Consider the following 20,312-nt stretch of genomic DNA (forward strand, 5'->3'; position numbering starts at 1 on the left):
TCGTTGCTGCACCCATTACGCTGTGCTCGTCTCGGTTGGCTGCCAGTGAATCTCGCTGGTTGCGCCAAAACCGGCGGCAATGCCGCTGATTAAGGTGGTGATTTGCGCCGCGTGCTGTGCGCTTTGACCCTCGACGATGCCTTCGATCTCTGCGGTTTGTGGCAGCACATTCCAGCTGTTACCTGCGCTTAAACGCGTAATACCGAGTGCCAACGGTCCACTGCGTCCCGGCAGTGCATACAATGCAGAGATGATGTGACTGCCAATCACAATCACATCGATACCTTCATGCGGTCTGGCAGCATGCGCGCCTTTGCCTGTCAGGGTGATGTGAAAGTGCTCTGCTGAAGTGAATTGCCCTGTCATGGTCATCCTTAAACGTGTTCAGGTAAAAAGGGTTCGCCCAGCGTCAACATCAATCGGTTCGCCCACGCGAAGAAAGCTGCAGACTGAATGACATCCAGCAACGCCAGTGTGTTCAATCCCTGATCGCGCAATGCTTCTAACTGTTGCAGACTCGCGGCAGCGGGGGTGATGGAGAGGGACGCCACCAGATCAATGATCGCTGCCCAACGCGCGTTTTGACCGTGCGCCAGTTCTGCGCCGGGCACGACATTCAGCAATTTTTGTACCGCTGGCTCATCTTTCGATAACTGGCTGGCTTTGCGCGCATGCACTGAGGCGCAGTAAATGCAGCCATTCACCTTACTGACCACGGTGGCCGCCAGCTCACGTTCGGCGCGGGACAATCCGCCAGGCGTATAAAAGATGCCTTTGTCTGTGAGTGTGCGCTGTTCCAGCAACGGCAGATTCCGCGCCAACAGGCGGAAATAGTCGGAATCACTGTGGCCATTCTTTTTCAGTGTGGCCTGCTCTTGGTCGCTGAATTCGCTCAGCGGTTTGGCCGCCAGCCAGGGTTCCCAACCCAGTTCCTGCTGAGTAAAGGCGGTGAGGGCGGTTTGGCCACTTAGCGTCAGTGGCGCATCGTGCCATTTTCCCGCCACGGCATGCGGTTGCGCTTCAGTCTGTTCGCCATTCAGCAGACGCAAACCCGTCAGCAAACGACTCTGGAAGCTGACAAAAGCAACCAATTGCGCCAGCGTGACGATGCCGCGTGGCGTCCAGCCCGCCTGTTGTAAATTCTGGATGTGTTGCGGCGTGGCATCGACGGGGTGCAGACTCAAGCGCTCGGCAAAGGCGCGACCCACAGCAAAACGGGCATCATCAGTACTCGCGCTCCCCTGCTGCTGGTAGTGCGCTTGTAAACGGGTGGCACCGTGCCAGGCCGCGACCTGTGCAGCCAGGACAAAACGCCATGGCAGCGGAAGGTCAGCGTCATCCTGCCCAAATAAAACATCATAACTGCCTTGCGTATGCAGGGTGGCTGCATGCCGCTCCGCGCGTGCTTTGGCCAGTTCTGAGGCGGGATCGATATCCGCCAGTGCGGCCAGTAAATCAATGGATTCAGACATGTTTTCTCCGGTTAAGCATCACCCAAGGCGCGCAGCGCGGGGGCAATGTGATCAGCGATCAATTCAATAGAACGCAGAATGTCTGCGTGTGGCGGATCGATAGAGTGCACCTGGAAGGTGATATCGGTGGCGCGGCGCAGCGTCGAATCAGCCAGCAACGAGGTGAGCACGCTGGGGGCATCGCCAAAATGGGCATCCAGTTGGCGCGCATGGCTCTCCAGTGTCGTGCCGGTGATAACGTGTCCGGCGGCCTGGAACTGCTGTGCCTGACGCTGCAATCCGGGTTCCGCCAGTCGCCGCGCGTAATCACTGGAGTCGGCAACAAAGGCGGTACGTGAGGCGAGAATGCGTGGCGCAACTCCTTCAGGCAGTGCCGCTAAATAGGCATCAATCATTGGATTTTGTATCGCATCCAGCGGTAAATCAGGCTGACCCGCAGGGCGGGGTTGCGTACGCGACAACATCAAGCCGTGACCGGCGGCCCCGGCACGCGTTGCGCCCTCCACGGAGAAGGTGGCAATCCATACGCGCTGCGCCAGCGTGGGCGCTGCCGGGTAAAGATGGTTATCCGGGTGAGCCAGAGTATCGCCGCGCCAGGCGCTGAGCAGCGTGTGCAGGTGATCAGCGAACACCTCGGCACGCTGTTCGAGGGTTAAACCAAAGGGCAAAAACGACGTCGCGGTGCCTCCAGAACCCAATCCCACTTCTAAGCGTTCATTACTGAGCAAATCCAGTACTGCAGTGTCTTCCGCCACGCGTAACGCGTTTTCCATCGCCAGCGTAATGATGCCTGTGCCCAGGCGGATGGTGCGCGTGTGTGCTGCCACGTGTGCCAGGAACACCAGCGGTGATGGCAATCCACCTTCCTTTTCATGAAAGTGGTGCTGAGCGATCCAGGCGCTGTCGAATCCCAGACGTTCTGCGTGCTGAATCTGTTCGGTTGCCAGGCGATATCGCTGTTGCGCTGAGGTGTCATCCAATAGACGGGTGAAAAATCCAATACGTTTGCGCGTCATGCGGACTCCTTAATCAGCGGTCGAAAAGCGGGAATGGCATCAATCAGTGAGCGGGTGTAAGGGTGTTGTGGCGCAGTAAATAGCGTGACGGTGTCACCTTGCTCGACCACTTCCCCCGCGCGCAACACGGTGACGCTGTGTGCGATGCGTCGTACCGTGGCAAGGTCGTGGGTGATAAACAGATAGGTCAATCCCAGCTCTTGTTGTAGTTGCTGCAAAAGTTGCAGGATTTGCGCCTGTACGGTGACATCCAGCGCCGACGTCGCTTCATCCAGCACTAAAATCGCCGGTTCCAGCACCAGCGCGCGGGCAATCGCGACCCGCTGGCGTTGCCCGCCGGAGAGTTCTCGCGGTTTGCGTGTTAACAGCTCCAGCGGTAAGGCTACACGCTGTGCGACTGCCACCACACGCTGGCGCCGCTGCTCGCGGCTGATTTTTTCAAAGTTACGCAGGGGTTCCTCGATAATCGCAAACAACGTTTGGCGCGGATCGAGTGAGGCGAACGGGTTTTGATACACGAACTGTATTTTGCGGCGTAGCTGGCGTTGCGCCTCACCGCGCAGCGCGCTGGCATCAATGCCGTCGATCACCACGCGCCCGCTGTCCGCCTGTTCAAAACCCAGCAGTATGCGCGCCAGCGTGGTTTTGCCTGAACCCGACTCGCCGACCAGCGCATGCGTGCTGCCACGTACCACGGTGACGCTCACGTCTTTCGCGACCTGTAACTGCTGCTGTTTGCCCAGCGAGAAGTGTTTATTGATAGCGGACAGTTGGATCGCTGGCGTCGAGAATTTTACCTGTGCCGGGAACGCCAGTGAGCCCGCTCCCGGAGAGGCATCCTGCAGCAGTTGTCGCGTATAGGGATGTTGTGGCGCATGAATAACCTTTGCCGCGTTACCCTGTTCCTGAACTTCACCATGACGAAACACCAACAGGCGATCGGCACGTTCTGCCGCCAGTGCCAGATCGTGGGTCACGAACAGTACCGCAGTGCCAGATTCACGGCGCAATACATCCAGCAGATCGAGAATGCGTTTTTGCACCGTCACATCGAGGGCGCTGGTGGGCTCATCTGCAATAATCAATTGTGGGCGTAAGGCTAGCGCAATGGCGATCAATACGCGCTGTTTCATGCCGCCCGAAAGCTGGTGAGGATACTGTTTCAATCGCTGTTCAGGATGGCTCAGCCCAACTTTCTCCAGCAACTCCAGCACCCGCTGCTGGCGTTGCGGCTTGCTGAGTTTCTGATGCAGTTGCAGCATCTCACCCACCTGATCGCCGATGGTTTTTACCGGGTTGAGTGAATTGCCCGGATCCTGTGGTACAAGGCTTATGGTGACGCCGCGCAGGCTGTCCATGCGTTTGGCTGACCAGTTGGCAATATCGGTGCCATTCAGCAGAATTTTTCCGCTGTCGCGGCGGCCGTTTTCCGCCAACAGGCCGATGATAGCTTGCGCTGTAGTGGTTTTGCCCGAGCCCGATTCGCCGACCAGCGCCACCATTTCACCGGCTTGTAATTCAAAACTGACGTTATGCACCACCTGACGCCAGGCGTTTTTTTGCCGGTAACTGAGGGTCAGGTTTTCTATGGCGAGTAATGCACTCATGCATCACCTCCCGCAATGTGATGACTAATTCGATTGGCAGCCAGCACCACAGCGACCACGACGATGCCGGGAAAAGTGGTGAGCCACCAGGCCGTGGCCAGATAGTTTCTCCCCTCAGCGATCAGTAAACCCCACTCCGGCGTCGGGGGCGGGGTGCCGTATCCAAGGAAGCTCAAGGTGGAGAGAGCCAGAATCGCCTGACCGAACTGCAAGGCGGCAAAGGCGATCACCGCCGTTAACGAGTTGGGTAAGATATGTCGCCACAGGACATGCCCGAAGCTGCCGCCGCTGCCATAAGCGGCTTCAACAAATTCGCTGCGCCGCACGCGTACCACTTCACCACGCGCCAGTCGCGCAAAACTGGCGATGGAGGCGATACCTACAGCCAGTGCAGCGTGGACGGTGCCAAATCCCAGTAAAATCAGCACGCTCAAGGAAAGCAGCAGGGAAGGGATAGAGAGCAGTACATCCACCAGTCGCATCAGGCTGTTTTCTGTTCGACCGCCGACGGCACCGGCGAGTACGCCCAGTGTGGTTCCGCCAATCAAGCCCATCGCCACAGCGGCAAATGCCGCCGCCAGCGACTGAGAAGCTCCGTACACGATGCGTGCAAACAGATCTCGCCCCAGTTGATCGGTGCCCAGCCAATAGGTGGCCTGCGGAGGCAAACGCTGTGCCCCCACAATGCCTTGGGTGGGGTTGTAGTGGGTAAACAGACCGGGCGCGAAAGCTGCCAGCAGCGCCAGCAGCATAACCGCCCATGCCAGCCACAAACCCGGTTGGATGCGCCATACGCGCTGTTGACGTGTCGCGCGCTGGCGAGCACTGGCGTAATCGACGAGGCTCATCGGCTTCCTCCCGCAATAGGTTGCAGACGCGGATCGAACAGCGGCATCAGCGCATCGACCAGCAGGTTTATTAGCACAAAGGCCAATGCAGAGATCATCACCACCGCTTGCAGTACCGCGACATCCTGATTGTTGACCGCTTGCTGCGTCAGTTGGCCGATACCGCTCAGACCAAACACCGTTTCGGTGATTAACGCGCCCGCAATCAGTTCGCCCAGCAGTAAACCCGCCACGTTGAGCACGGGTAACAATGCATTACGCATCACATGTCGCCACAGTACGCGGCTCTGGCTGGCACCTTTCGCACGCGCTACCGCGACAAACGGCTGTGTCGAAACTTGATCGATACTGCGCAACAAAATTTGCGCCAGTGGCGCGGAGATCGGGATCGCCACGGTGATGACGGGCAAGATCAACCCCTGTAAAGGCGAGGGGTTGATCACTGGTATCCAGCGCAGTTGGAACGAGAACAGTTGAATCAGCGCGATACCGAGCCAGAAGGTCGGCAGTGAGATAAACAGTGCAGGCACCGATTGCAGCAACGAACGCAGCGCATGCAATGCGGGCAGGCGCGATAGCGCCGCTAAAGCAAAGGCGATCAGCGTGGCGAGGGCAAAACCAAGCATTGCCAGTTGCAGTGTGGCGGGCAGGTTGCTGGTGAGCAGATCGCTCACCGCCACACCGGCCTGTACTGAGTAGCCAAAATCGCCATGCAGCATCGCCCAGAACGTATGCAGATACTGCTGCCACAATGGATTATCTGCGCCATACGCCAGCCGCATCTCCGCGATTTGATCCGGGCTTAAGCCGAGATCCGGGTTCTGAAACTTAATCAGCACCGCATCGCCTGGCAGCACCTGCAGCAGCAAGAACGACAGGGTAAAAGCGGCCCATAACACCAGCGCACTTTGACCCACTCTTCGCAGCAGAGAACGTTGCATCATCGGCCTACCTTAGTGTTTTTCCAGCCATGCGCCGTAAAACGACGGACGGCCTACCGCTTCAAAACTCACCCCTTTTAACCAAGGCGCACCGGCAAAGACCTGTGGCTCTTCGAAAATCGGAATGACATAAGCCTGATCGAGCAGATAACGCTGTGCATCGCCGGTCAGCGCCAAACGCTTGGCAGGATCGATTTCGGCGGAGATATCCACCAGTAGCGCGTTGAGCTTGTCGTCACGGAAGTTTTGTACCTTGTCGCTGGAGCCGCCCTTTTGCAGCAGCACGTTACGGTTGGTCGGGTAGAAGCTGCTCTTGATGACATCGGGATCGGCGCGACCGACTTCGGTGACGTTAAGTGGCGTTTTGAGCGGATCGAGATTATCCAGTGTCGCGCTCCCGGCATCCCCGGCTTTAACCGCCAGTGCAACGCCTACCTGACGCCACTGCTGTGCCACCAGTTGCAGGACTTCCTTGTTCTGTGGCTGCGGCAACGATTCATAAATGGCTAACGCCAGTTTTTTGCCGTCTTTTTCACGGATACCATCACTGCCGACTTTCCAGCCCGCTTCATCCAGTAAGGTTTTGGACAACGCAGGATCATATTTCAGCTTGTCGGAGAGGTTGACGTAACCCGCCGCAGAGTTTGCGATAACAGAAGTGGCCTGCGGATAGTTGGGTGAGAAGAGCGTTTGCACGACCTGCTGGGCGTTGGTGGCGTGCAGCAGCGCCTGACGCACTTTCAGATCGCTGACCAGTGGATTGTCCGGGCGGAAGCTGATGCTGTCATTCACCCCGCGCGTCGGCGCGGCATAAATCGGGAAGTTTTGTTGTTGCGCCTGTTTTTCGTCATAGGCTTGTACCTGACGAATAAAATCGGCCTGACCGGCCAGCAACGCGCCGATACGCACGCTGTCTTCCGGGGTGACGATAAATTTAATTCCATCCAGATTGGCAGGGCCTTGCTGGGCGATATTTTTTGGCCCCCACTGATAATCTTTACGCGCGGTGAGGTCGACTTCGCGGCCTAATTTTTCGTCACTGACAACAAAAGGCCCGGAACCAATAATATGGCGTGCATCACCCAGTTGATCGAAACTACGTTGTAGCGTGCTGAGAGAAACTAATCCGGAACCAATGGTGGCGGTACCCTGCAAAAATCCCGGCGAAGGTTTTTTGAAATAAAACTTCACCGTCAGCGGATCAATCACCTCACTGTGATCGTAATTATTAATCACCTCCGATACTGGCAAGCGTTGGGCTTTATTTCCCAGGCCATAAGTATCAAAGTTTTTCGCTACGGCATTGGCATCCAGCGGCGTGCCATCCGAGAAAGTGACGCCCGGCCGGATTTTGAAGGTGTATTGGGTTTTATCAGCGTTGCTGCTCCAGCTTTCGGCAATCCAGGGTTCTACTTGCAGCGTTTTCGGGTTCTGCCACGTCAGTTTGTCGGTGATTTGATTGAGTATGCCGCCGTTGGGGTAGAAGCCACCGGCCGGGGGATAGAGGTTGGTGTGCGGCTGCTGTTCCAGATAAACCAGCTTGCCGCCTTTAACCGGCGTGTCTGCCGCGTGTGCGCTAAAGATCCCTGTCAGCAGGGCCAAGCTTAGCGCCTGCAAGTGAAAATGCTTCGTCATGGTGAATTCCTTATGATTCAAAAGCCCGGCGGGCTGAATTCATCATCAAATGTCGCACCGCGGAGTTGAACCAATGAATTGCACTAAGCTTTGCTGAAAAAGGTAAATAGCGGTGGGAGGGTGAAATAAATAATGGCATCAATGATGGTAGGAATTGTTGGGGGGCAATTTATTGCGTGATAGGTGAGGGGATTATTTAGGGTGGGTTTGTTTTATCACTTTTGTATAACCACGAGAACAGGGTTTTCTGAAGAGACTTATTAATTGGTTTCATATTGCTGGTGACACGTGGGGTGATAACGCAGGCTCTGGCCGCTCCGGGGCTGGCGGTCCTCGCGCCGCTACGCGGTGCCTTCACTTCACTCGTCTGCCTTACGGACCGGTGCCGATGAAACATCCATGTTCCAGCGCCACCTTTCGCCCGCGTCCTGCGGGCTCTCCTGGCAGTCTCACTCCGTTCAGCGCTGCGGATGCCTGCCCCGGATCGGCCAGAGCCTGCTGTGATACTTCAGTGCGGGTTTGGTTGGTGCATTGGTTTAGGGGGGCTGTAAATTGCATGCACAACATCAATTACGTTAAGCCGCTAGGGGAGGCTAAGTGTCAACGATTGGCGGTTTCTGGTAATGCCAGAGTGGGTTTGATAAATTTCTGGCGAAAGGTTTAAAAGGATTGAGTTTATGGATAAGAAACATATCGACTTAGCCGATTTACTGTCAGTGCGGTTTTCGTACTCTCCGGATGCCGATATGCGCGCATTTACTGATTGGGCGGAGCAAAGACTCTCTGAAATTGACGTAAATGAAAATGTACTTATCCTTGCCTCCTTGGGTTTCGACAAAGCGATTTCTCAATATGAGGTCTATCGCTACTTTGATGCCTTCCTCTTGGATAATGCGATCGCACATCCCTCACCGTTTGAATTACAAACGATGATAGTCAGATATGCCTTAAAGAGGATTGCGTTCTCTTCATCAGACGCTGAAGTATGGGGCGGGCTAACACACTTTAAGGATTTTTATTATGAGGTGGGCCCATCACGGATTCTCAAAAACATTGTCAGTTATTTGACTGACGCCTATGAGGACTTTGTTAATTATTACGATGAAGATGAGGGATATTTCTATTTCAGAAGACCACGACATGAGCTGATTGTGAAAGAGTATCAGGCGAAATATGTGCGGGAGTCGGCGATAAGGTTTCTGCGCTTGTTCGAGGGTGAGTATTACCGCCTGGGGATGTGATTTAAAGTGAGGGGATAGATTCATGTTGCTGGGTCACAGCGGCATATTCTGGGTGTGGGTGCCACTGGTGATGTGTGCCTTGATCCTGCGGGTCACTTAGCCATGTTCGCTCACTGCATGTTGTTGCCCAAGGGAGGATTTTAAGGGCGTGAAGCGGACGTTTATTGATGACTACTAAGTGTTTTCATCATTCTAAACATAACACCCCTGTTGTGAACCTGAAGGATTCTGTTTATAAAATCAGCAATGTAACTCATTAACGAATCAAAAACTCAGGAGATATTTTGCCGATAATTACTTCTCGACTGCATCTTCGCCCTGTAATCAACTCAGACGGAAATGACCTTTTCAGAATTTATGGCGATCCTGCCACAAATACGTTTAATCCTGCGGGACCGTATCCTGATATTGATTATGCCCATGATGTATTGGTTCGATTGCTTAAACACTGGGAAGATTACGGTTTCGGAAACTGGGCTATCTCGCTAAAGGATAATCCCGAAAGGATTATCGGTTTTGGCGGACTAAGCATCCGAAGTTATGCCGATATTACTATCAATAACCTGGGATATCGCTTCTCCACTGAGTCCTGGGGAAAAGGCCTGGCGACAGAGTTTGCCAACTATGCAGTCAGCTATGGGTTTAATGAACTGGAACTGCCAGATATCTCTGCCACAGTAAGAGCAAATCATCTGGCATCGCAGAAAGTCCTAACGAATGCCGGACTCAGGTATGTACGGGACATTCATGATGTTAAAAATTCGCCAGCCAGTCTGCTGTTTACATTGACCCACGCCGATTGGGATAAACAATTATGTTGATTTACAACGTATTCGGACGACACATTGGGATCAAGCGCGAAGGTGATCGCTGGCTGATATTTCGTGCAGACCTGACAGAGCGAAAATTTTCCCGGCTTTACGATATTGCTATTCCGGACGGTATGCCAGAAGACGAAATCATTGGCTGGCTGGGGGATATTTTTCATGAAGCAGCAACAGCGCGTCATCCTGATGTGAAACGTGTTGAATAGTAATTTGTCAGGCTCACACCCTCTATTACAACCGATTTCCTATAAGTCCTTCAACTTACGCTATTGGCACACAACGGACATAGCCCCCAAGTTGATCCAGTGAATCTCCCCGTGCTATCCGTTAATCCACTCCATGATTCAGTTGCAGTGCCACATCCGGGCCTTTTTCCACCGTTGAACCCTCCTTCACGGAAACGCTCACATTATCCCCTTTACCTGCGACATATCTTGCCTGAACGCCATAACGGGCATCAATCTTGATGTTATGTAGCGAGACATCCTGAATGGGGGACTCCGGCAAGCCGCTGAAAATCATGGCATAGGTCGCTTTTGTCGCCATGACATCTGAAATGGTTATCCCTTTGATTTTTGGCGTTGAAGCAGTAAGCGGGGCCGTTTCAATCGGCTGGGTAAGCGTATGCCCCTGTGCCCCCGCCTGGCCGCTGTAGCTATTGGTTACCAGAATCGGCGTATTCACATTGGACATGTTGAGATGGCTGGCGATAAGCGGGCCAATGGCATTGCCTCTGTCCCTGGCTGATTTGATGCGCACGCCATTTTCCGTATTCAGGAAGGTGACGCGACGGATCGTCACCTTTCCAATACTGTTCGCGGTTTCACTGCCGACAGAAATTCCGTGGCCATCACGCATCATGGAATCGTGGATGGTAATGTCTTTCGATGCTGCTCCGGTTCCGTTAACCAACCCTGACTTAATGGCAATATTGTCATCGCCCGTTGCGATATCCATGTTTGAAACCGTAATGTTCCGGGAAGAGACAATGTCCATTCCGTCAGTATTCGGTGAGGTGACAGGATTGGTGATCTTCACTTTGTTCACATTAATATCGCTGCTATTGCGAATCACAATGTTCCACATGGGCGAGTTAGTGAGGTTTAGATTTTCAATCTTACCCTGAGTGACATCATTAAATTCTACAAACCAAGGGCGTGGAACACCGTTCGCCAAAGGAATGCCGGGGAATCGGTCGGTGAAGACTTTTTTATTACCAGCTCTGACTTCGCCACGTATTTTTAATGCTTCAGGCCACCAGGTTTTCTCTCCATCACCATCCAACGTGCCGCCACCGATAATGGCCACATTGTTCACATTATTGGCAAAGATAAAGGCTTCATTCACTTTGGCGGGATGCCCAATAAACGCTGAAATGAATTTCCTTTCCTGATTGCTGGCCTTTAGGGTTGCGCCTGTTTCAATTTTTAGCGTGATATTAGTTTGTAATTGCAGCGGTCCACTCAACCAGAGGCCCGGAGAGAGTTGAACCGTTCCTCCACCGCGCTGGCTACATTGCTGAATAGCTTGTTGAATGGCATTGGTGTTCAGGGTGACGCCATCAGCTTTACCGCCAAATTCTTGGGGGCGGCAGACTGAAGAGGCGGCTTGGGCTAAACAAGATGAAAAAGAAATACAGCAGACCAGGGTTATTAGCGATTTATTCATGCATCCTCAGAAAATCAGGCAGTTGTGCGACCAGCAGACACGGAGACCAGAGGCGGCGTGATTACGCCACCATCCTCATTGCACTTTAACGAACCATTGACGGGCGCTTGGCGTCATAACGCCAGTTATCAATTAAGAATTGCATCCCCAACGCATCGTTGCGGTTCTTATCTGGCAACCTGTTGTAAAGCGCATGCGCCTGTTCAACACGTTCCATATTTAACTCAATGCCTAGCCCAGGACCGGGTGGCAATTCCAGGTAGCCATCGCGGATCTGCGGCGGTTGGTGCGTAAGTTGCTGTCCGTCCTGCCAGATCCAGTGCGTATCAAAGGCAGTCTGACGATCGCCAGGCGCCGCCGCGCCCAGGTGTGCCACCATGGCCAGTGAGATATCAAAATGATTATTGGAGTGGCAACCGGTGGTCAGTCCCCACTCGTTGCACAACTGCGCGACCACATTCGCGTTGCGCATCGTCCAGAAGTGCGGATCGGCGAGTGGAATGTCGATGGCATTCAGTTGCAGCGCATGGTGCAGTTGACGCCAGTCGTTAGCGATCATATTGGTCGCGACCGGCACGCCAGTCGCGCGACGGAATTCGGCTAACGTTTCCCGGCCTGAATAGCCCTGTTCTGCGCCGCAAGGATCTTCCAGATATGGCACTTTCCCCGCCAACTGTTTACCAAAACGAATCGCTTCCTCCAGCGACCAACTGGCATTGGGATCGACCGTGACGCGCGCGTCAGGAAATCGTTTCAGCAGCGCTTCAACCGTTTCAACTTCTACTTCACCTGTCATCACACCGCCTTTCAGCTTGAAGTCACGAAAGCCGTACTGCTCAACCGCCGCTTCCGCCAGCCGTTGCACGCCAGCACTGTCCATCGCTGCCTCATGACGCAAACGGAACCAGCCATCCTGCGCCTGGTCTCCCGAGCAGTATTGCATATTGGTGAGTCTGCGATCGGCGATATAGAACAAATAACCCAGCACTGGGATACGATCCCGCTGTTTTCCGCTCGCAAGCAGATCGGCTACGGGCAGGTTAAACAGCTTGCCTTGCAGGTCCAGTAGCGCAGCCTCAATAGCAGCAGCCGCGTTATAAAACTTCTCCGGATTCATCTGCGGAATATGAATGTCGTTGGTGTGAGATGTTTGTTGCTGACGCGCTTCACTGTTGAAGAGCTGGCTCAGCGTGGCGTTCAGGCGTAGCAGCGAGCTGCCTTCAATCAGCGGGCGAAACTGCTCCAGCAGCTGCAAGGTAGAGGCATGACAAGGCGTTTCGCCAACACCGGTGTGTCCGGCCGAATCGGTCAGGATGACGATAATTCGCGTAAAGAAGCAGTTATGCGCCCCCCCAATATTCAAAAGCATGCTGTCGTGGCCAGCGACCGGTACGATGCGCATGGATTTAATGACTGGACTGTCTGACATGGTGTCTCTCCTTGTAACCGAAAGATGGGGGAACAGGTTTGCTGCGCAGCAACAGCCACAGGCCGGTAACCACTGACACACTGGTCAGCGCATAGAGGCCACCGGTGGTGCTGCCTGTATGCATTTCAAGATAGCCAAACACCGTCGGCGCGAAGAATCCGCCTAGGTTACCTATGGAGTTGATCATCGCAATGCCTGGTGCAGCGATTGCTGCGGGCAGTTCGCTTTGCGGCATTGGCCAGAAGAATGCGGCGCTGACTTTGGAACCAATACAAGCCACTATCATCGCCACAAAGCCAAACCACGGCGTACCAAGCGTGGCCATAAAGGTGCCACACGCGGCGATCAGCATCGCGATGCCGAGCCCTTTATCAAGCTTATCGCGATACCGATCGGTGACTTTACCCAGCAAAAACAGAGCTACGATGGCAAACAGCCACGGGATGGCGGTTAGCAGTCCGGTTTCAAAACTGTTGAATCCCTGAATACGTTGGATGATTTGTGGTAACCAGAAGACCAGAGTGTAGCCGGTCATGGTCATAGTGAAGAAGATCAGGCAGTAGAAGAGGAGGCTGCGGTCGGTGATCAATCCCCAGCGACCCTGCGTGACCGCGCGCTCTTCACGAACACTGTCTTCAAGAGCCAACTGCTGAGCCAAAGCCTGTTTTTCCGCATCGCTGAGCCATTTTGCCCCTGCTGGCTTCGATACCAACACCAGTGCTGCCAGCAAGCCGATCACTATTGATCCGCCACCTTCCATGAACATCACCCATTTCCAACCCGCAAGCCCGCCGACATCATGCATCATCAGGATGGCGCCAGTGAGCGGGCCAGAGAACAGGAAAGCGCTGGCGGTTGCACTTAACACCATGGCGGTAGCGCGTCCGCGCCAGGCATTGGGCACCCATTGTCGGAAATAGAACAGCACGCCAGGGAAGAAGCCTGCCTCCGCGACGCCAAGCAGGAAACGCAGCACATAGAAATGCAGCGGGGTGCTGACAAAACCGGTCAGCACCACCACCGCTCCCCAGGTGATCATGATACGAGTGAGCCACACGCGTGCGCCGAATTTTTTCAGCATCATATTGCTGGGCACTTCAAACAGCGCATAGCCTATAAAGAACAGGCCCGCGCCTAAACCGAAAGCTGCGGCGCTAATGCCGGCATCGGCTTGCAGTTCGGCTTTAACGAAGCCAATGTTGGCGCGGTCAATCTGATTGACGATAAGCATCAGTGCCAGCATCGGAATAATGCGGCGGAAGAATTTGCCGATCGCAGAAGCAATATGCGCCTCGTGATCGGTTGATAATTCATGGAGTTGTTGTGTCATGCGTCACCTTAGGGGGAGAAAAACACCGCTATAGGTATACGCAGCAGAGTAGGTGAGTGGTTATGTGTTTTTGCCCTGGAACTTTTAGGCAAATGCCGTGCGTTTTTTAAATTTCATGAAGTTATGTAAATTTACGTCGCAGAGTTTCGTGCTGGTTTGTGCGCTGGCTCACTTGGGAGTGCAATCTGCATTGGTACATCTCTGGAGGAAAACATTTCTATCGGTTGCGTTTGTTCAATCCAGGATTTATTAAATACGCAATCATTATCGCCATATTCTTACAAGAACCGAGTGAGGCCGTTAGCGATTTGGCGATAATGAGCAATAAATCAAAGACCGAATATAGTCTCAATTTCAATGGAGAGATCGGGTGAAAAAAGGCGACTCACTTCAACCAGCGAGCTGGCGGGCAAATGATCACCGTAATTTCGGAACAACACTTCGCGCAGCGCATCAATCTCTGTAAAAGAGGTAATGAATATGGTCACCTTAATGAGTGCTGAAAAGTCTGTACCTTCTGCGCTGATAATTTTCCTGATTTGACGGAAAATTTCTTCAGCCTGCTGAGCAATGCCTTCATTTTGGGCCGCTGTGCCAAATGCTGTCAGGCCAGAAATATAGAGCAAGTTGCCATGTTTTACCGAATGGACGTAAGGTGCTTTCACTTCACCCAACTCAGGGTAATTCTTTCTTACCAGTTGACTCATGTTGATGACCTATTTGAGAAGATAAAACAGTAACTTTACCACTCGACTGTGAATGCTCAACTTCGATTGGCGTGTCGTGAATTCAGTAATGTCCCTTTTCGTCCTGAGACATCCAAACCGATTCCCCTGTGTTAGGATTTCTGCATCCTGAACACATCACCCGAGGTAAGAAAGTGACTTCTCCTTCGCCCCATGAATGGCAGCAAAATAACTATCTCATCAGTACCGACAGAGCAAAGCTCGATGAGGCGGCGATACATCAATATCTGACGCGATCAACATGGGCGAAAGGTATCGATTTGCCCACCGTCTCAGCTTCCATTCAAAACAGCCTGAATTTTGGCATTTATCATCATCAAACCCAAATTGGCTTTGCGAGACTGGTAACAGACTATGCAACCTTCGCCTATCTTTGTGATGTGTATGTGCTTGAAGAGCATCAAGGAGAGGGGCTTGCACGATGGTTGATGGCCTGCATTCATGAACATCCTGTTTTTAACAAGCTACGCAGAATTGTGCTGTTCACCACCACTGCGCCCTGGCTTTATGAGAAATTTGGCTATGAGCCGGTCAATCGGCCTAATTATGCGTGGACTATTACGCGGCCAGAAATTTATAGCAGTGATAAAAGCTGAATTGGAGCCTCGACCTGATAAAGACGGCAGTCTTGATTGCCGTTAAAATGGTTGGCTTCTAAGCGGGTTCAAACCCTTTTCCAGCAACACCGCTAAATTCTCCGGGAAATACTTTTCTCCGCTGCATGCCAGTTCTCTTATGTTCCACCAATGAAAGTCCGCCATCACCTCTCGTTCATGAGCACTCCATCCAGAGGTGGATATCTCCTGCTGTTCGACAAGCACCCTGAAGTATTGCTCCTGAGCTAATACCACCTCGCCACAGGGTAATTTCATCTCAAACTCTCGATATCCAACAACATCATCGAGTTCAGTGCGTTCAATACCCGTCTCTTCGAATAACTCACGAATGGCGGCCTGCTGCGCGGTTTCATTATCCTCAAGCGCACCGCCAGGCGTGGCCCAATAGCGCTGTCCATCTAAGGCATCGCCTTTATGACTAAAACAAAACAACAGTATGCGATGCTGTGGGTCGATGATCAGTAATCGGGCAGAAGGGCGTGTTTTCATTTTAAAGTGCCAAGTTTAATTCACTCAATTTAATCATATAGCCAACGACCAGCTTTGGCAGACTCAATAAGCATTGATATTGTAAGTTCAGGGATGTCCACTATCTGCTTTTTAAATGGATTCAATGCGGCCTTCACTTCCGGGAAATAATGGTGGATATTAAACCTTTCCTTTTTTACCTGGAATTCAGAAAAGTATTTATCCATCATTTCCTCAACATCATCCTGATCAAGTTTCACATCAAAATGAATGTTAGATTCGGCGTTATAGGCATCAAATTTTTTTCTTCTGAACATGTATGAACCGCTCTGAAGGGTAACAAGTTCAATCACACGTTTTTCAATATCGTCTTTACCTACCATATTTTATCCTCACTGTTAACGATAGAATTGTAGTCACGTATTGAACGATAAGTAATAGCTGATACATCTGCAAAGAGTATTACCTCACCAATCAGGGGTATGGTTCTCCCCACAAATGTACTGATTTTTCTGACATTTCGGCGTTTTACTGTCCATGGAGTATATCCTCCAATCCAAGTTGGAAGTGAAATACCATATGGAAATTTTGCATTACCGATAAGATGCCGCATTTTGTTAGATACCCGAGAAGTTCCCTCAATTGCTGTGGTTGGTTTCATTCTGGTTGTTTGATTGTTAACACCACTGTAAAGGGCTACCACGGCTGCAAAATCACCAATACCTAACTGTTTTACTGTTTGCTCACAGAAAATCATAAACAATAGTTGACCAGCAGTTAGATTGGATTTACCGGCTTAGAAGTAAGTACCTTTTAGCTGCTCTACCGTATCCATGCACACCCTTGGCTCGTTTAAAGAGATTTAGAGTACAACGAGGTAAATCATTGGAATGAACTAAATGTGCTTATTTCTCGCTATTACAAGTTTGATTTTAAAGGGTATTTTTAATTTTACGTAAAGGGATGAGACTATGTTAAGTGAGGTCTAAACATCTGCAAAGGCAGTGGTTACGCTGATTTGAATGGGGTTGAAGATTGCATGGCAGATAACAAACTATCTCATAGAGGTTCTTATGAAAATCCGAAGATTCAGACCCGGGGATGAAGCTGCCTTATTTGATGTGTTTTTATCCTCCATCCGTGACTTAGCATCGCAAGACTATACCCCGCAACAAATCGCAGCATGGGCATCAGAGGATATTGACCCTGAAAAATGGTCTACTCAGATGAAGACTCTACGCCCATATATTGTTGAGGTCGATGGTGATATAGCCGGGTATGCCGATGTTCAGTCAGATGGATATATCGATCATTTTTACGTGTCCGGGCAGCATGCGAAACAAGGTGTTGGAACGTTATTGATGAGTCGTATTCATCAAGAGGCTAACATACTTGGACTTGGTGAACTGACGGCTAATGTCAGCAAAACAGCGGAATGTTTTTTTGTACGGCAGGGTTTTCACGTCGTTGAGCGGGGATTCCCGGTTCGTAAAGGTGTGATTCTGGAGAATGCGCTGATGCGTAAAGTGTTGGTGTAAGTCTGGCCCGAAACATCCAGCCTTACACCAACCTGCTATTTAGCGCTGTTCTACCCGTGGACCAGCTTGGGCAATGCGCGCACCCGCCTCGTTGTTGCTGTACTGTTTGAAGTTATTGATAAACAGTTGCGCCAGTTTCTCGGCTGCTTCTTGCCACTGTTCTGGAGATTCCCAGCCGTTACGCGGATCGAGAGTAGCGACATCCACTCCCGCAATCTGTTGCGGAATGGCGAGACCAAATACGGGCAGCGACTCTTCACGCATCGCACCGGTTTCTCCTTCGAGGATGGCGTTAACGATCTGGCGCGTATCTTTTAGTGACAAGCGTTGACCGGCACCGTTCCAGCCTGTGTTCACCAGCCACACTTCCGCACCACTCTGTGCGACTTTTTCCTGCAGCACATCAGCATACAGCGTTGGATGCAACATCAGGAACGCTGCACCGTAGCAGGCTGAGAAGGTCGGAGTCGGGGCGGTAATGCCGCGCTCAGTCCCTGCCAGCTTGGACGTAAAGCCAGACAGGAAGTGATACTGCATCTGCTCCGGTGTCAGGCGGGAAACCGGTGGCAGCACACCAAATGCATCTGCCGCAAGGAAGATAATGCGTGAAGGGTGACCCGCACGGGAAACCGGCAGTACGATATTCTCAATATGCGACAGCGGGTATGAAACGCGGGTGTTCTCGGTTTTGCTACCATCAGCATAATCTACACTGCCATCTTCTCTCACCACCACGTTTTCCAGCAGTGCGTTACGACGAATGGCACCGTAAATTTCCGGCTCAGACTCCGCCTTCAGATTAATGGTTTTGGCGTAGCAGCCGCCTTCAAAGTTAAACACGCCGTCTGCGTCCCAGCCGTGCTCATCATCGCCAATCAGCTGACGGCGCGGATCGGTTGAGAGCGTGGTTTTACCGGTGCCGGAGAGGCCAAAGAATAGCGCCACATCGCCTTTTTCACCGCGGTTTGCTGAACAGTGCATGGAAGCGATACCCTTCAGCGGCAGCAGGTAGTTCATGACCGAGAACATCCCTTTCTTCATCTCGCCGCCGTACCAGGTACCGCCAATCAGCTGAATATTTTCGGTCAGGTTAAAGGCAATAAATGTCTCTGAATTTAACCCTTGCTCCTGCCACTGCGAATTCACGCAACCCGCGCCGTTAATCACCGTGAAGTCCGGAGCAAAGCTTGCCAGTTCATCGTCGGTTGGGGCGATAAACATATTTTTCACAAAGTGTGCCTGCCACGCCACATCAGTGACGAAACGCACCGCCAGGCGGGTATCGGCGCTGGCACCGCACCAGGCATCAACGATATACAGTGATTTGGCCGACAGGTGATTGGCAACCAGTGTTTTCAGGTGCGCCCACACCTCAGTGGACATCGGCTTGTTATCGTTGCGTCCCAGACCGGCATCAGACCACCACAGCGTATCGCGGGTCTGGTCATCGCGAACGATGTACTTATCGCGCGGGGAGCGGCCGGTAAATTCGCCAGTATCTACAGTAACTGCGCCAGACGTGGTGAGCTTACCGCGCGCTGGACCTTCTAGGTCGGCTGCCGTTTCATGTTCGAACAGCAGTTCATAGCTCGGGTTATAGATCACCTCGCTGACATCGTTGATGCCAAGGCGTGAGAGATGTTGCATGACAGAATTTAGTGCGCTCATAAGATACCCTGACTCATTGAATGAATGGCGAGACGGCCACAACCGACTCGATTGAGGAGCGGATAGTAGCATCGGCATTGCGATGCATAAATTGCATATAAATCATTTGTCATGTAAAAATTGCATGGAAATGGGGGCTGTAATCGGAGCAAAGAAGTGCTAAGTAATCTCGAAGTGAAGTGGTTGTATGATGTGATTGCCCTGGAAGAATATCGCAGCTTTACACTGGCGGCAGAGAAGCGAAATATTTCTCAATCTTCGTTCAGCCGAAGGATTCAGGCTTTGGAATCAACCTTAGGTTTCAGCGTCTTCAATCGTAACGTGAACCCGCCGCAACTCACGGCGCAGGGCAGAATATTTGTCGGCTATGCCCGAAATATGCTCGACGATATGGACTTTCAGATCAGCCGTATCAAGGGTGAAGATAAGTTGAAGCAGAGCATCCGTATCGATGCGGCGCCCTCGCTTTCTGTCCTGTTGCTGCCCGATATTTTAGCCGACTACCGTGATAGCCCGGATAAGGTGTTCTTTGTTGAATCGATTAACGTCAATGATGCCGTCTTTAATCTTAAAGAAGGCAAGAGTGACTTTATTCTGTCGTTTTATAACGAAGAGTTGATGAATTACCCGTTCATCAACCATAAAATCTTCGATTCCGCGCTGCATCTGGTCTCCCCCTGTGATGCGCACGGCAAACCGATATTTTCAATCAATGGCGACACGCTGCCGCTGGTTAAATACGCCAATGATAGTTACATGGGGCGCCAGGTGAATCAGGTGATTGATCGCATACCGAATACCACCTTTATTCTGACCTTTGTCTCCTCGATGAGTGAGTTGCTGAAAAGAATGATACTGAAAGGCGATGCGGTTGGCTGGCTGCCAGATTACTCGATTCAGCGTGAGCTGGAGGAGAGACGGCTGGCGATTATGGATCACAGTCTTTCGCTGAAGATTTCTGCTTATGTATATCGCTCCGGCGCACGTTTAAACCTGACGGCGGAACGCTTCTGGCGTTATGTGAAAGAGCGGAAAATTGGGTCTTAATTAGGTAATGCTGCTAAGCGCATAATTGTGCGCACTTTGAAGAATCGCATCCATTCTTGTACGGCCGCCATTTATGGCGTAATGCTCGTCAGTTAAGCGACTGACGATAACGCCGTCTGGGGCCGCACCGGGGCTGGCTGTCCTCGCGCCGCTACGCGGTGCCTTCACTTCACTCGTCTGCCTTAACGGACCGGTGCCGATGGAACATCTATGT

The 20,312-nt window shown here is 52.1% G+C and carries 21 protein-coding genes and 1 pseudogene; 6 read left to right on the top strand and 16 right to left on the bottom strand.

Annotation, left to right across the window (positions count from 1 at the left end):
- Positions 1-15: 15 nt before the first annotated feature.
- The 7 genes from ACPUC8_RS23155 to ACPUC8_RS23185 are packed head-to-tail and all read right to left on the bottom strand — an operon-like array spanning position 16 to position 7,519.
- Positions 16-366: a peptidase dimerization domain-containing protein gene (locus ACPUC8_RS23155; protein ID WP_039327717.1), complete on the bottom strand. Its 351-nt coding sequence runs from the start codon at positions 364-366 to the stop codon at positions 16-18.
- A gap of 8 nt (positions 367-374) precedes the next feature.
- Entirely contained in the window at positions 375-1,472 is a 1,098-nt protein-coding gene (locus tag ACPUC8_RS23160) for an alkylhydroperoxidase domain protein (RefSeq protein WP_494927457.1), read from the bottom strand.
- Positions 1,473-1,483: 11 nt separating this feature from the next.
- Complete coding sequence (locus ACPUC8_RS23165; RefSeq protein ID WP_494927458.1) at positions 1,484-2,488, bottom strand: putative FMN-dependent luciferase-like monooxygenase; 1,005 nt, start codon at positions 2,486-2,488, stop codon at positions 1,484-1,486.
- A complete protein-coding gene (locus ACPUC8_RS23170; RefSeq protein ID WP_494927459.1) occupies positions 2,485-4,095 on the bottom strand; it encodes a dipeptide ABC transporter ATP-binding protein in 1,611 nt (536 codons plus the stop codon). The genes ACPUC8_RS23165 and ACPUC8_RS23170 overlap by 4 nt, the downstream gene beginning before the upstream one ends.
- Complete coding sequence (locus tag ACPUC8_RS23175; protein ID WP_039327725.1) at positions 4,092-4,943, bottom strand: ABC transporter permease; 852 nt, start codon at positions 4,941-4,943, stop codon at positions 4,092-4,094. Before ACPUC8_RS23175 ends, ACPUC8_RS23170 begins: the two co-directional genes overlap by 4 nt.
- Complete coding sequence (locus tag ACPUC8_RS23180) at positions 4,940-5,884, bottom strand: ABC transporter permease (RefSeq protein ID WP_494927470.1); 945 nt, start codon at positions 5,882-5,884, stop codon at positions 4,940-4,942. Before ACPUC8_RS23180 ends, ACPUC8_RS23175 begins: the two co-directional genes overlap by 4 nt.
- Before the next feature lie 12 nt (positions 5,885-5,896).
- Positions 5,897-7,519, bottom strand: coding sequence for a TIGR04028 family ABC transporter substrate-binding protein (locus tag ACPUC8_RS23185; protein ID WP_494927460.1), 1,623 nt, complete (start codon positions 7,517-7,519; stop codon positions 5,897-5,899).
- Between the two features lie 677 nt (positions 7,520-8,196).
- On the opposite strand from ACPUC8_RS23185, the gene ACPUC8_RS23190 reads away from it, so the two are divergent.
- From ACPUC8_RS23190 to ACPUC8_RS23200, 3 genes are all read left to right on the top strand, one after another.
- Positions 8,197-8,760 carry a hypothetical protein gene (locus ACPUC8_RS23190; RefSeq protein WP_494927461.1) on the top strand — a complete coding sequence of 188 codons (564 nt, stop codon included), beginning with the start codon at positions 8,197-8,199 and terminating at the stop codon, positions 8,758-8,760.
- Positions 8,761-9,044: 284 nt separating this feature from the next.
- The gene (locus ACPUC8_RS23195; RefSeq protein WP_039333942.1) at positions 9,045-9,581 is read left to right on the top strand and encodes a GNAT family N-acetyltransferase; all 537 of its coding nucleotides are present in this window, start codon (positions 9,045-9,047) and stop codon (positions 9,579-9,581) included.
- The gene (locus ACPUC8_RS23200; RefSeq protein WP_039333941.1) at positions 9,575-9,793 is read left to right on the top strand and encodes a DUF7661 family protein; all 219 of its coding nucleotides are present in this window, start codon (positions 9,575-9,577) and stop codon (positions 9,791-9,793) included. Before ACPUC8_RS23195 ends, ACPUC8_RS23200 begins: the two co-directional genes overlap by 7 nt.
- Positions 9,794-9,914: 121 nt before the next feature.
- Here ACPUC8_RS23200 and ACPUC8_RS23205 read toward each other — a convergent pair whose 3' ends face one another.
- The 4 genes from ACPUC8_RS23205 to ACPUC8_RS23220 all read right to left on the bottom strand — a co-directional run bounded on the left by ACPUC8_RS23205 (position 9,915) and on the right by ACPUC8_RS23220 (position 14,721).
- Positions 9,915-11,255: a glycoside hydrolase family 28 protein gene (locus tag ACPUC8_RS23205; protein WP_494927462.1), complete on the bottom strand. Its 1,341-nt coding sequence runs from the start codon at positions 11,253-11,255 to the stop codon at positions 9,915-9,917.
- Between the two features lie 85 nt (positions 11,256-11,340).
- Positions 11,341-12,684, bottom strand: coding sequence for an enolase C-terminal domain-like protein (locus ACPUC8_RS23210; RefSeq protein WP_494927463.1), 1,344 nt, complete (start codon positions 12,682-12,684; stop codon positions 11,341-11,343).
- Positions 12,662-14,014, bottom strand: a complete 1,353-nt coding sequence (locus tag ACPUC8_RS23215; RefSeq protein ID WP_494927464.1) for an MFS transporter — start codon at positions 14,012-14,014, stop codon at positions 12,662-12,664. The genes ACPUC8_RS23210 and ACPUC8_RS23215 overlap by 23 nt, the downstream gene beginning before the upstream one ends.
- Positions 14,015-14,343: 329 nt before the next feature.
- Positions 14,344-14,721: a RidA family protein gene (locus ACPUC8_RS23220; protein WP_039333933.1), complete on the bottom strand. Its 378-nt coding sequence runs from the start codon at positions 14,719-14,721 to the stop codon at positions 14,344-14,346.
- Between the two features lie 173 nt (positions 14,722-14,894).
- Here ACPUC8_RS23220 and ACPUC8_RS23225 point away from each other — a divergent pair, with 173 nt between their 5' ends.
- The gene (locus ACPUC8_RS23225) at positions 14,895-15,356 is read left to right on the top strand and encodes a GNAT family N-acetyltransferase (protein WP_039333931.1); all 462 of its coding nucleotides are present in this window, start codon (positions 14,895-14,897) and stop codon (positions 15,354-15,356) included.
- Between the two features lie 42 nt (positions 15,357-15,398).
- Here the strand turns inward: ACPUC8_RS23225 and ACPUC8_RS23230 are convergent, their stop codons facing one another.
- The 3 genes and pseudogenes from ACPUC8_RS23230 to ACPUC8_RS23240 all read right to left on the bottom strand — a co-directional run bounded on the left by ACPUC8_RS23230 (position 15,399) and on the right by ACPUC8_RS23240 (position 16,680).
- Entirely contained in the window at positions 15,399-15,866 is a 468-nt protein-coding gene (locus ACPUC8_RS23230; RefSeq protein ID WP_039333929.1) for an NUDIX hydrolase, read from the bottom strand.
- Positions 15,867-15,895: 29 nt separating this feature from the next.
- A complete protein-coding gene (locus ACPUC8_RS23235) occupies positions 15,896-16,228 on the bottom strand; it encodes a DUF1493 family protein (protein WP_494927465.1) in 333 nt (110 codons plus the stop codon).
- Positions 16,222-16,680: pseudogene (locus ACPUC8_RS23240) on the bottom strand (STM2901 family protein). The gene ACPUC8_RS23235 and the pseudogene ACPUC8_RS23240 overlap by 7 nt, the downstream one beginning before the upstream one ends.
- 238 nt (positions 16,681-16,918) lie before the next feature.
- Here ACPUC8_RS23240 and ACPUC8_RS23245 point away from each other — a divergent pair.
- Positions 16,919-17,383, top strand: coding sequence for a GNAT family N-acetyltransferase (locus tag ACPUC8_RS23245; protein WP_494927466.1), 465 nt, complete (start codon positions 16,919-16,921; stop codon positions 17,381-17,383).
- Between the two features lie 39 nt (positions 17,384-17,422).
- On the opposite strand, the gene pckA is transcribed toward ACPUC8_RS23245, so the two are convergent.
- A complete protein-coding gene (gene pckA, locus ACPUC8_RS23250) occupies positions 17,423-19,051 on the bottom strand; it encodes a phosphoenolpyruvate carboxykinase (ATP) (RefSeq protein WP_494927467.1) in 1,629 nt (542 codons plus the stop codon).
- A 156-nt stretch (positions 19,052-19,207) separates the two neighbouring features.
- Between pckA and ACPUC8_RS23255 the strand changes: the two genes are divergently transcribed.
- A complete protein-coding gene (locus tag ACPUC8_RS23255; RefSeq protein WP_039333924.1) occupies positions 19,208-20,098 on the top strand; it encodes a LysR substrate-binding domain-containing protein in 891 nt (296 codons plus the stop codon).
- Here ACPUC8_RS23255 and ACPUC8_RS23260 read toward each other — a convergent pair.
- A partial coding sequence (locus ACPUC8_RS23260; RefSeq protein ID WP_494927468.1) for a hypothetical protein occupies positions 20,099-20,312 on the bottom strand: 214 nt, incomplete at its 5' end.

The organism is Pantoea sp. CFCC18177 (assembly GCF_059412425.1).

Bases quoted from the DNA above. Each gene is read 5' to 3' on its own strand.
- ACPUC8_RS23155 (WP_039327717.1), bottom strand. From the start codon at position 366: ATGACAGGGCAATTCACTTCAGCAGAGCACTTTCACATCACCCTGACA.
- ACPUC8_RS23160 (WP_494927457.1), bottom strand. From the start codon at position 1,472: ATGTCTGAATCCATTGATTTACTGGCCGCACTGGCGGATATCGATCCC.
- ACPUC8_RS23165 (WP_494927458.1), bottom strand. From the start codon at position 2,488: ATGACGCGCAAACGTATTGGATTTTTCACCCGTCTATTGGATGACACC.
- ACPUC8_RS23170 (WP_494927459.1), bottom strand. From the start codon at position 4,095: ATGAGTGCATTACTCGCCATAGAAAACCTGACCCTCAGTTACCGGCAA.
- ACPUC8_RS23175 (WP_039327725.1), bottom strand. From the start codon at position 4,943: ATGAGCCTCGTCGATTACGCCAGTGCTCGCCAGCGCGCGACACGTCAA.
- ACPUC8_RS23180 (WP_494927470.1), bottom strand. From the start codon at position 5,884: ATGCAACGTTCTCTGCTGCGAAGAGTGGGTCAAAGTGCGCTGGTGTTA.
- ACPUC8_RS23185 (WP_494927460.1), bottom strand. From the start codon at position 7,519: ATGACGAAGCATTTTCACTTGCAGGCGCTAAGCTTGGCCCTGCTGACA.
- ACPUC8_RS23190 (WP_494927461.1), top strand. From the start codon at position 8,197: ATGGATAAGAAACATATCGACTTAGCCGATTTACTGTCAGTGCGGTTT.
- ACPUC8_RS23200 (WP_039333941.1), top strand. From the start codon at position 9,575: ATGTTGATTTACAACGTATTCGGACGACACATTGGGATCAAGCGCGAA.
- ACPUC8_RS23205 (WP_494927462.1), bottom strand. From the start codon at position 11,255: ATGAATAAATCGCTAATAACCCTGGTCTGCTGTATTTCTTTTTCATCT.
- ACPUC8_RS23210 (WP_494927463.1), bottom strand. From the start codon at position 12,684: ATGTCAGACAGTCCAGTCATTAAATCCATGCGCATCGTACCGGTCGCT.
- ACPUC8_RS23215 (WP_494927464.1), bottom strand. From the start codon at position 14,014: ATGACACAACAACTCCATGAATTATCAACCGATCACGAGGCGCATATT.
- ACPUC8_RS23220 (WP_039333933.1), bottom strand. From the start codon at position 14,721: ATGAGTCAACTGGTAAGAAAGAATTACCCTGAGTTGGGTGAAGTGAAA.
- ACPUC8_RS23230 (WP_039333929.1), bottom strand. From the start codon at position 15,866: ATGAAAACACGCCCTTCTGCCCGATTACTGATCATCGACCCACAGCAT.
- ACPUC8_RS23235 (WP_494927465.1), bottom strand. From the start codon at position 16,228: ATGGTAGGTAAAGACGATATTGAAAAACGTGTGATTGAACTTGTTACC.
- ACPUC8_RS23245 (WP_494927466.1), top strand. From the start codon at position 16,919: ATGAAAATCCGAAGATTCAGACCCGGGGATGAAGCTGCCTTATTTGAT.
- pckA (WP_494927467.1), bottom strand. From the start codon at position 19,051: ATGAGCGCACTAAATTCTGTCATGCAACATCTCTCACGCCTTGGCATC.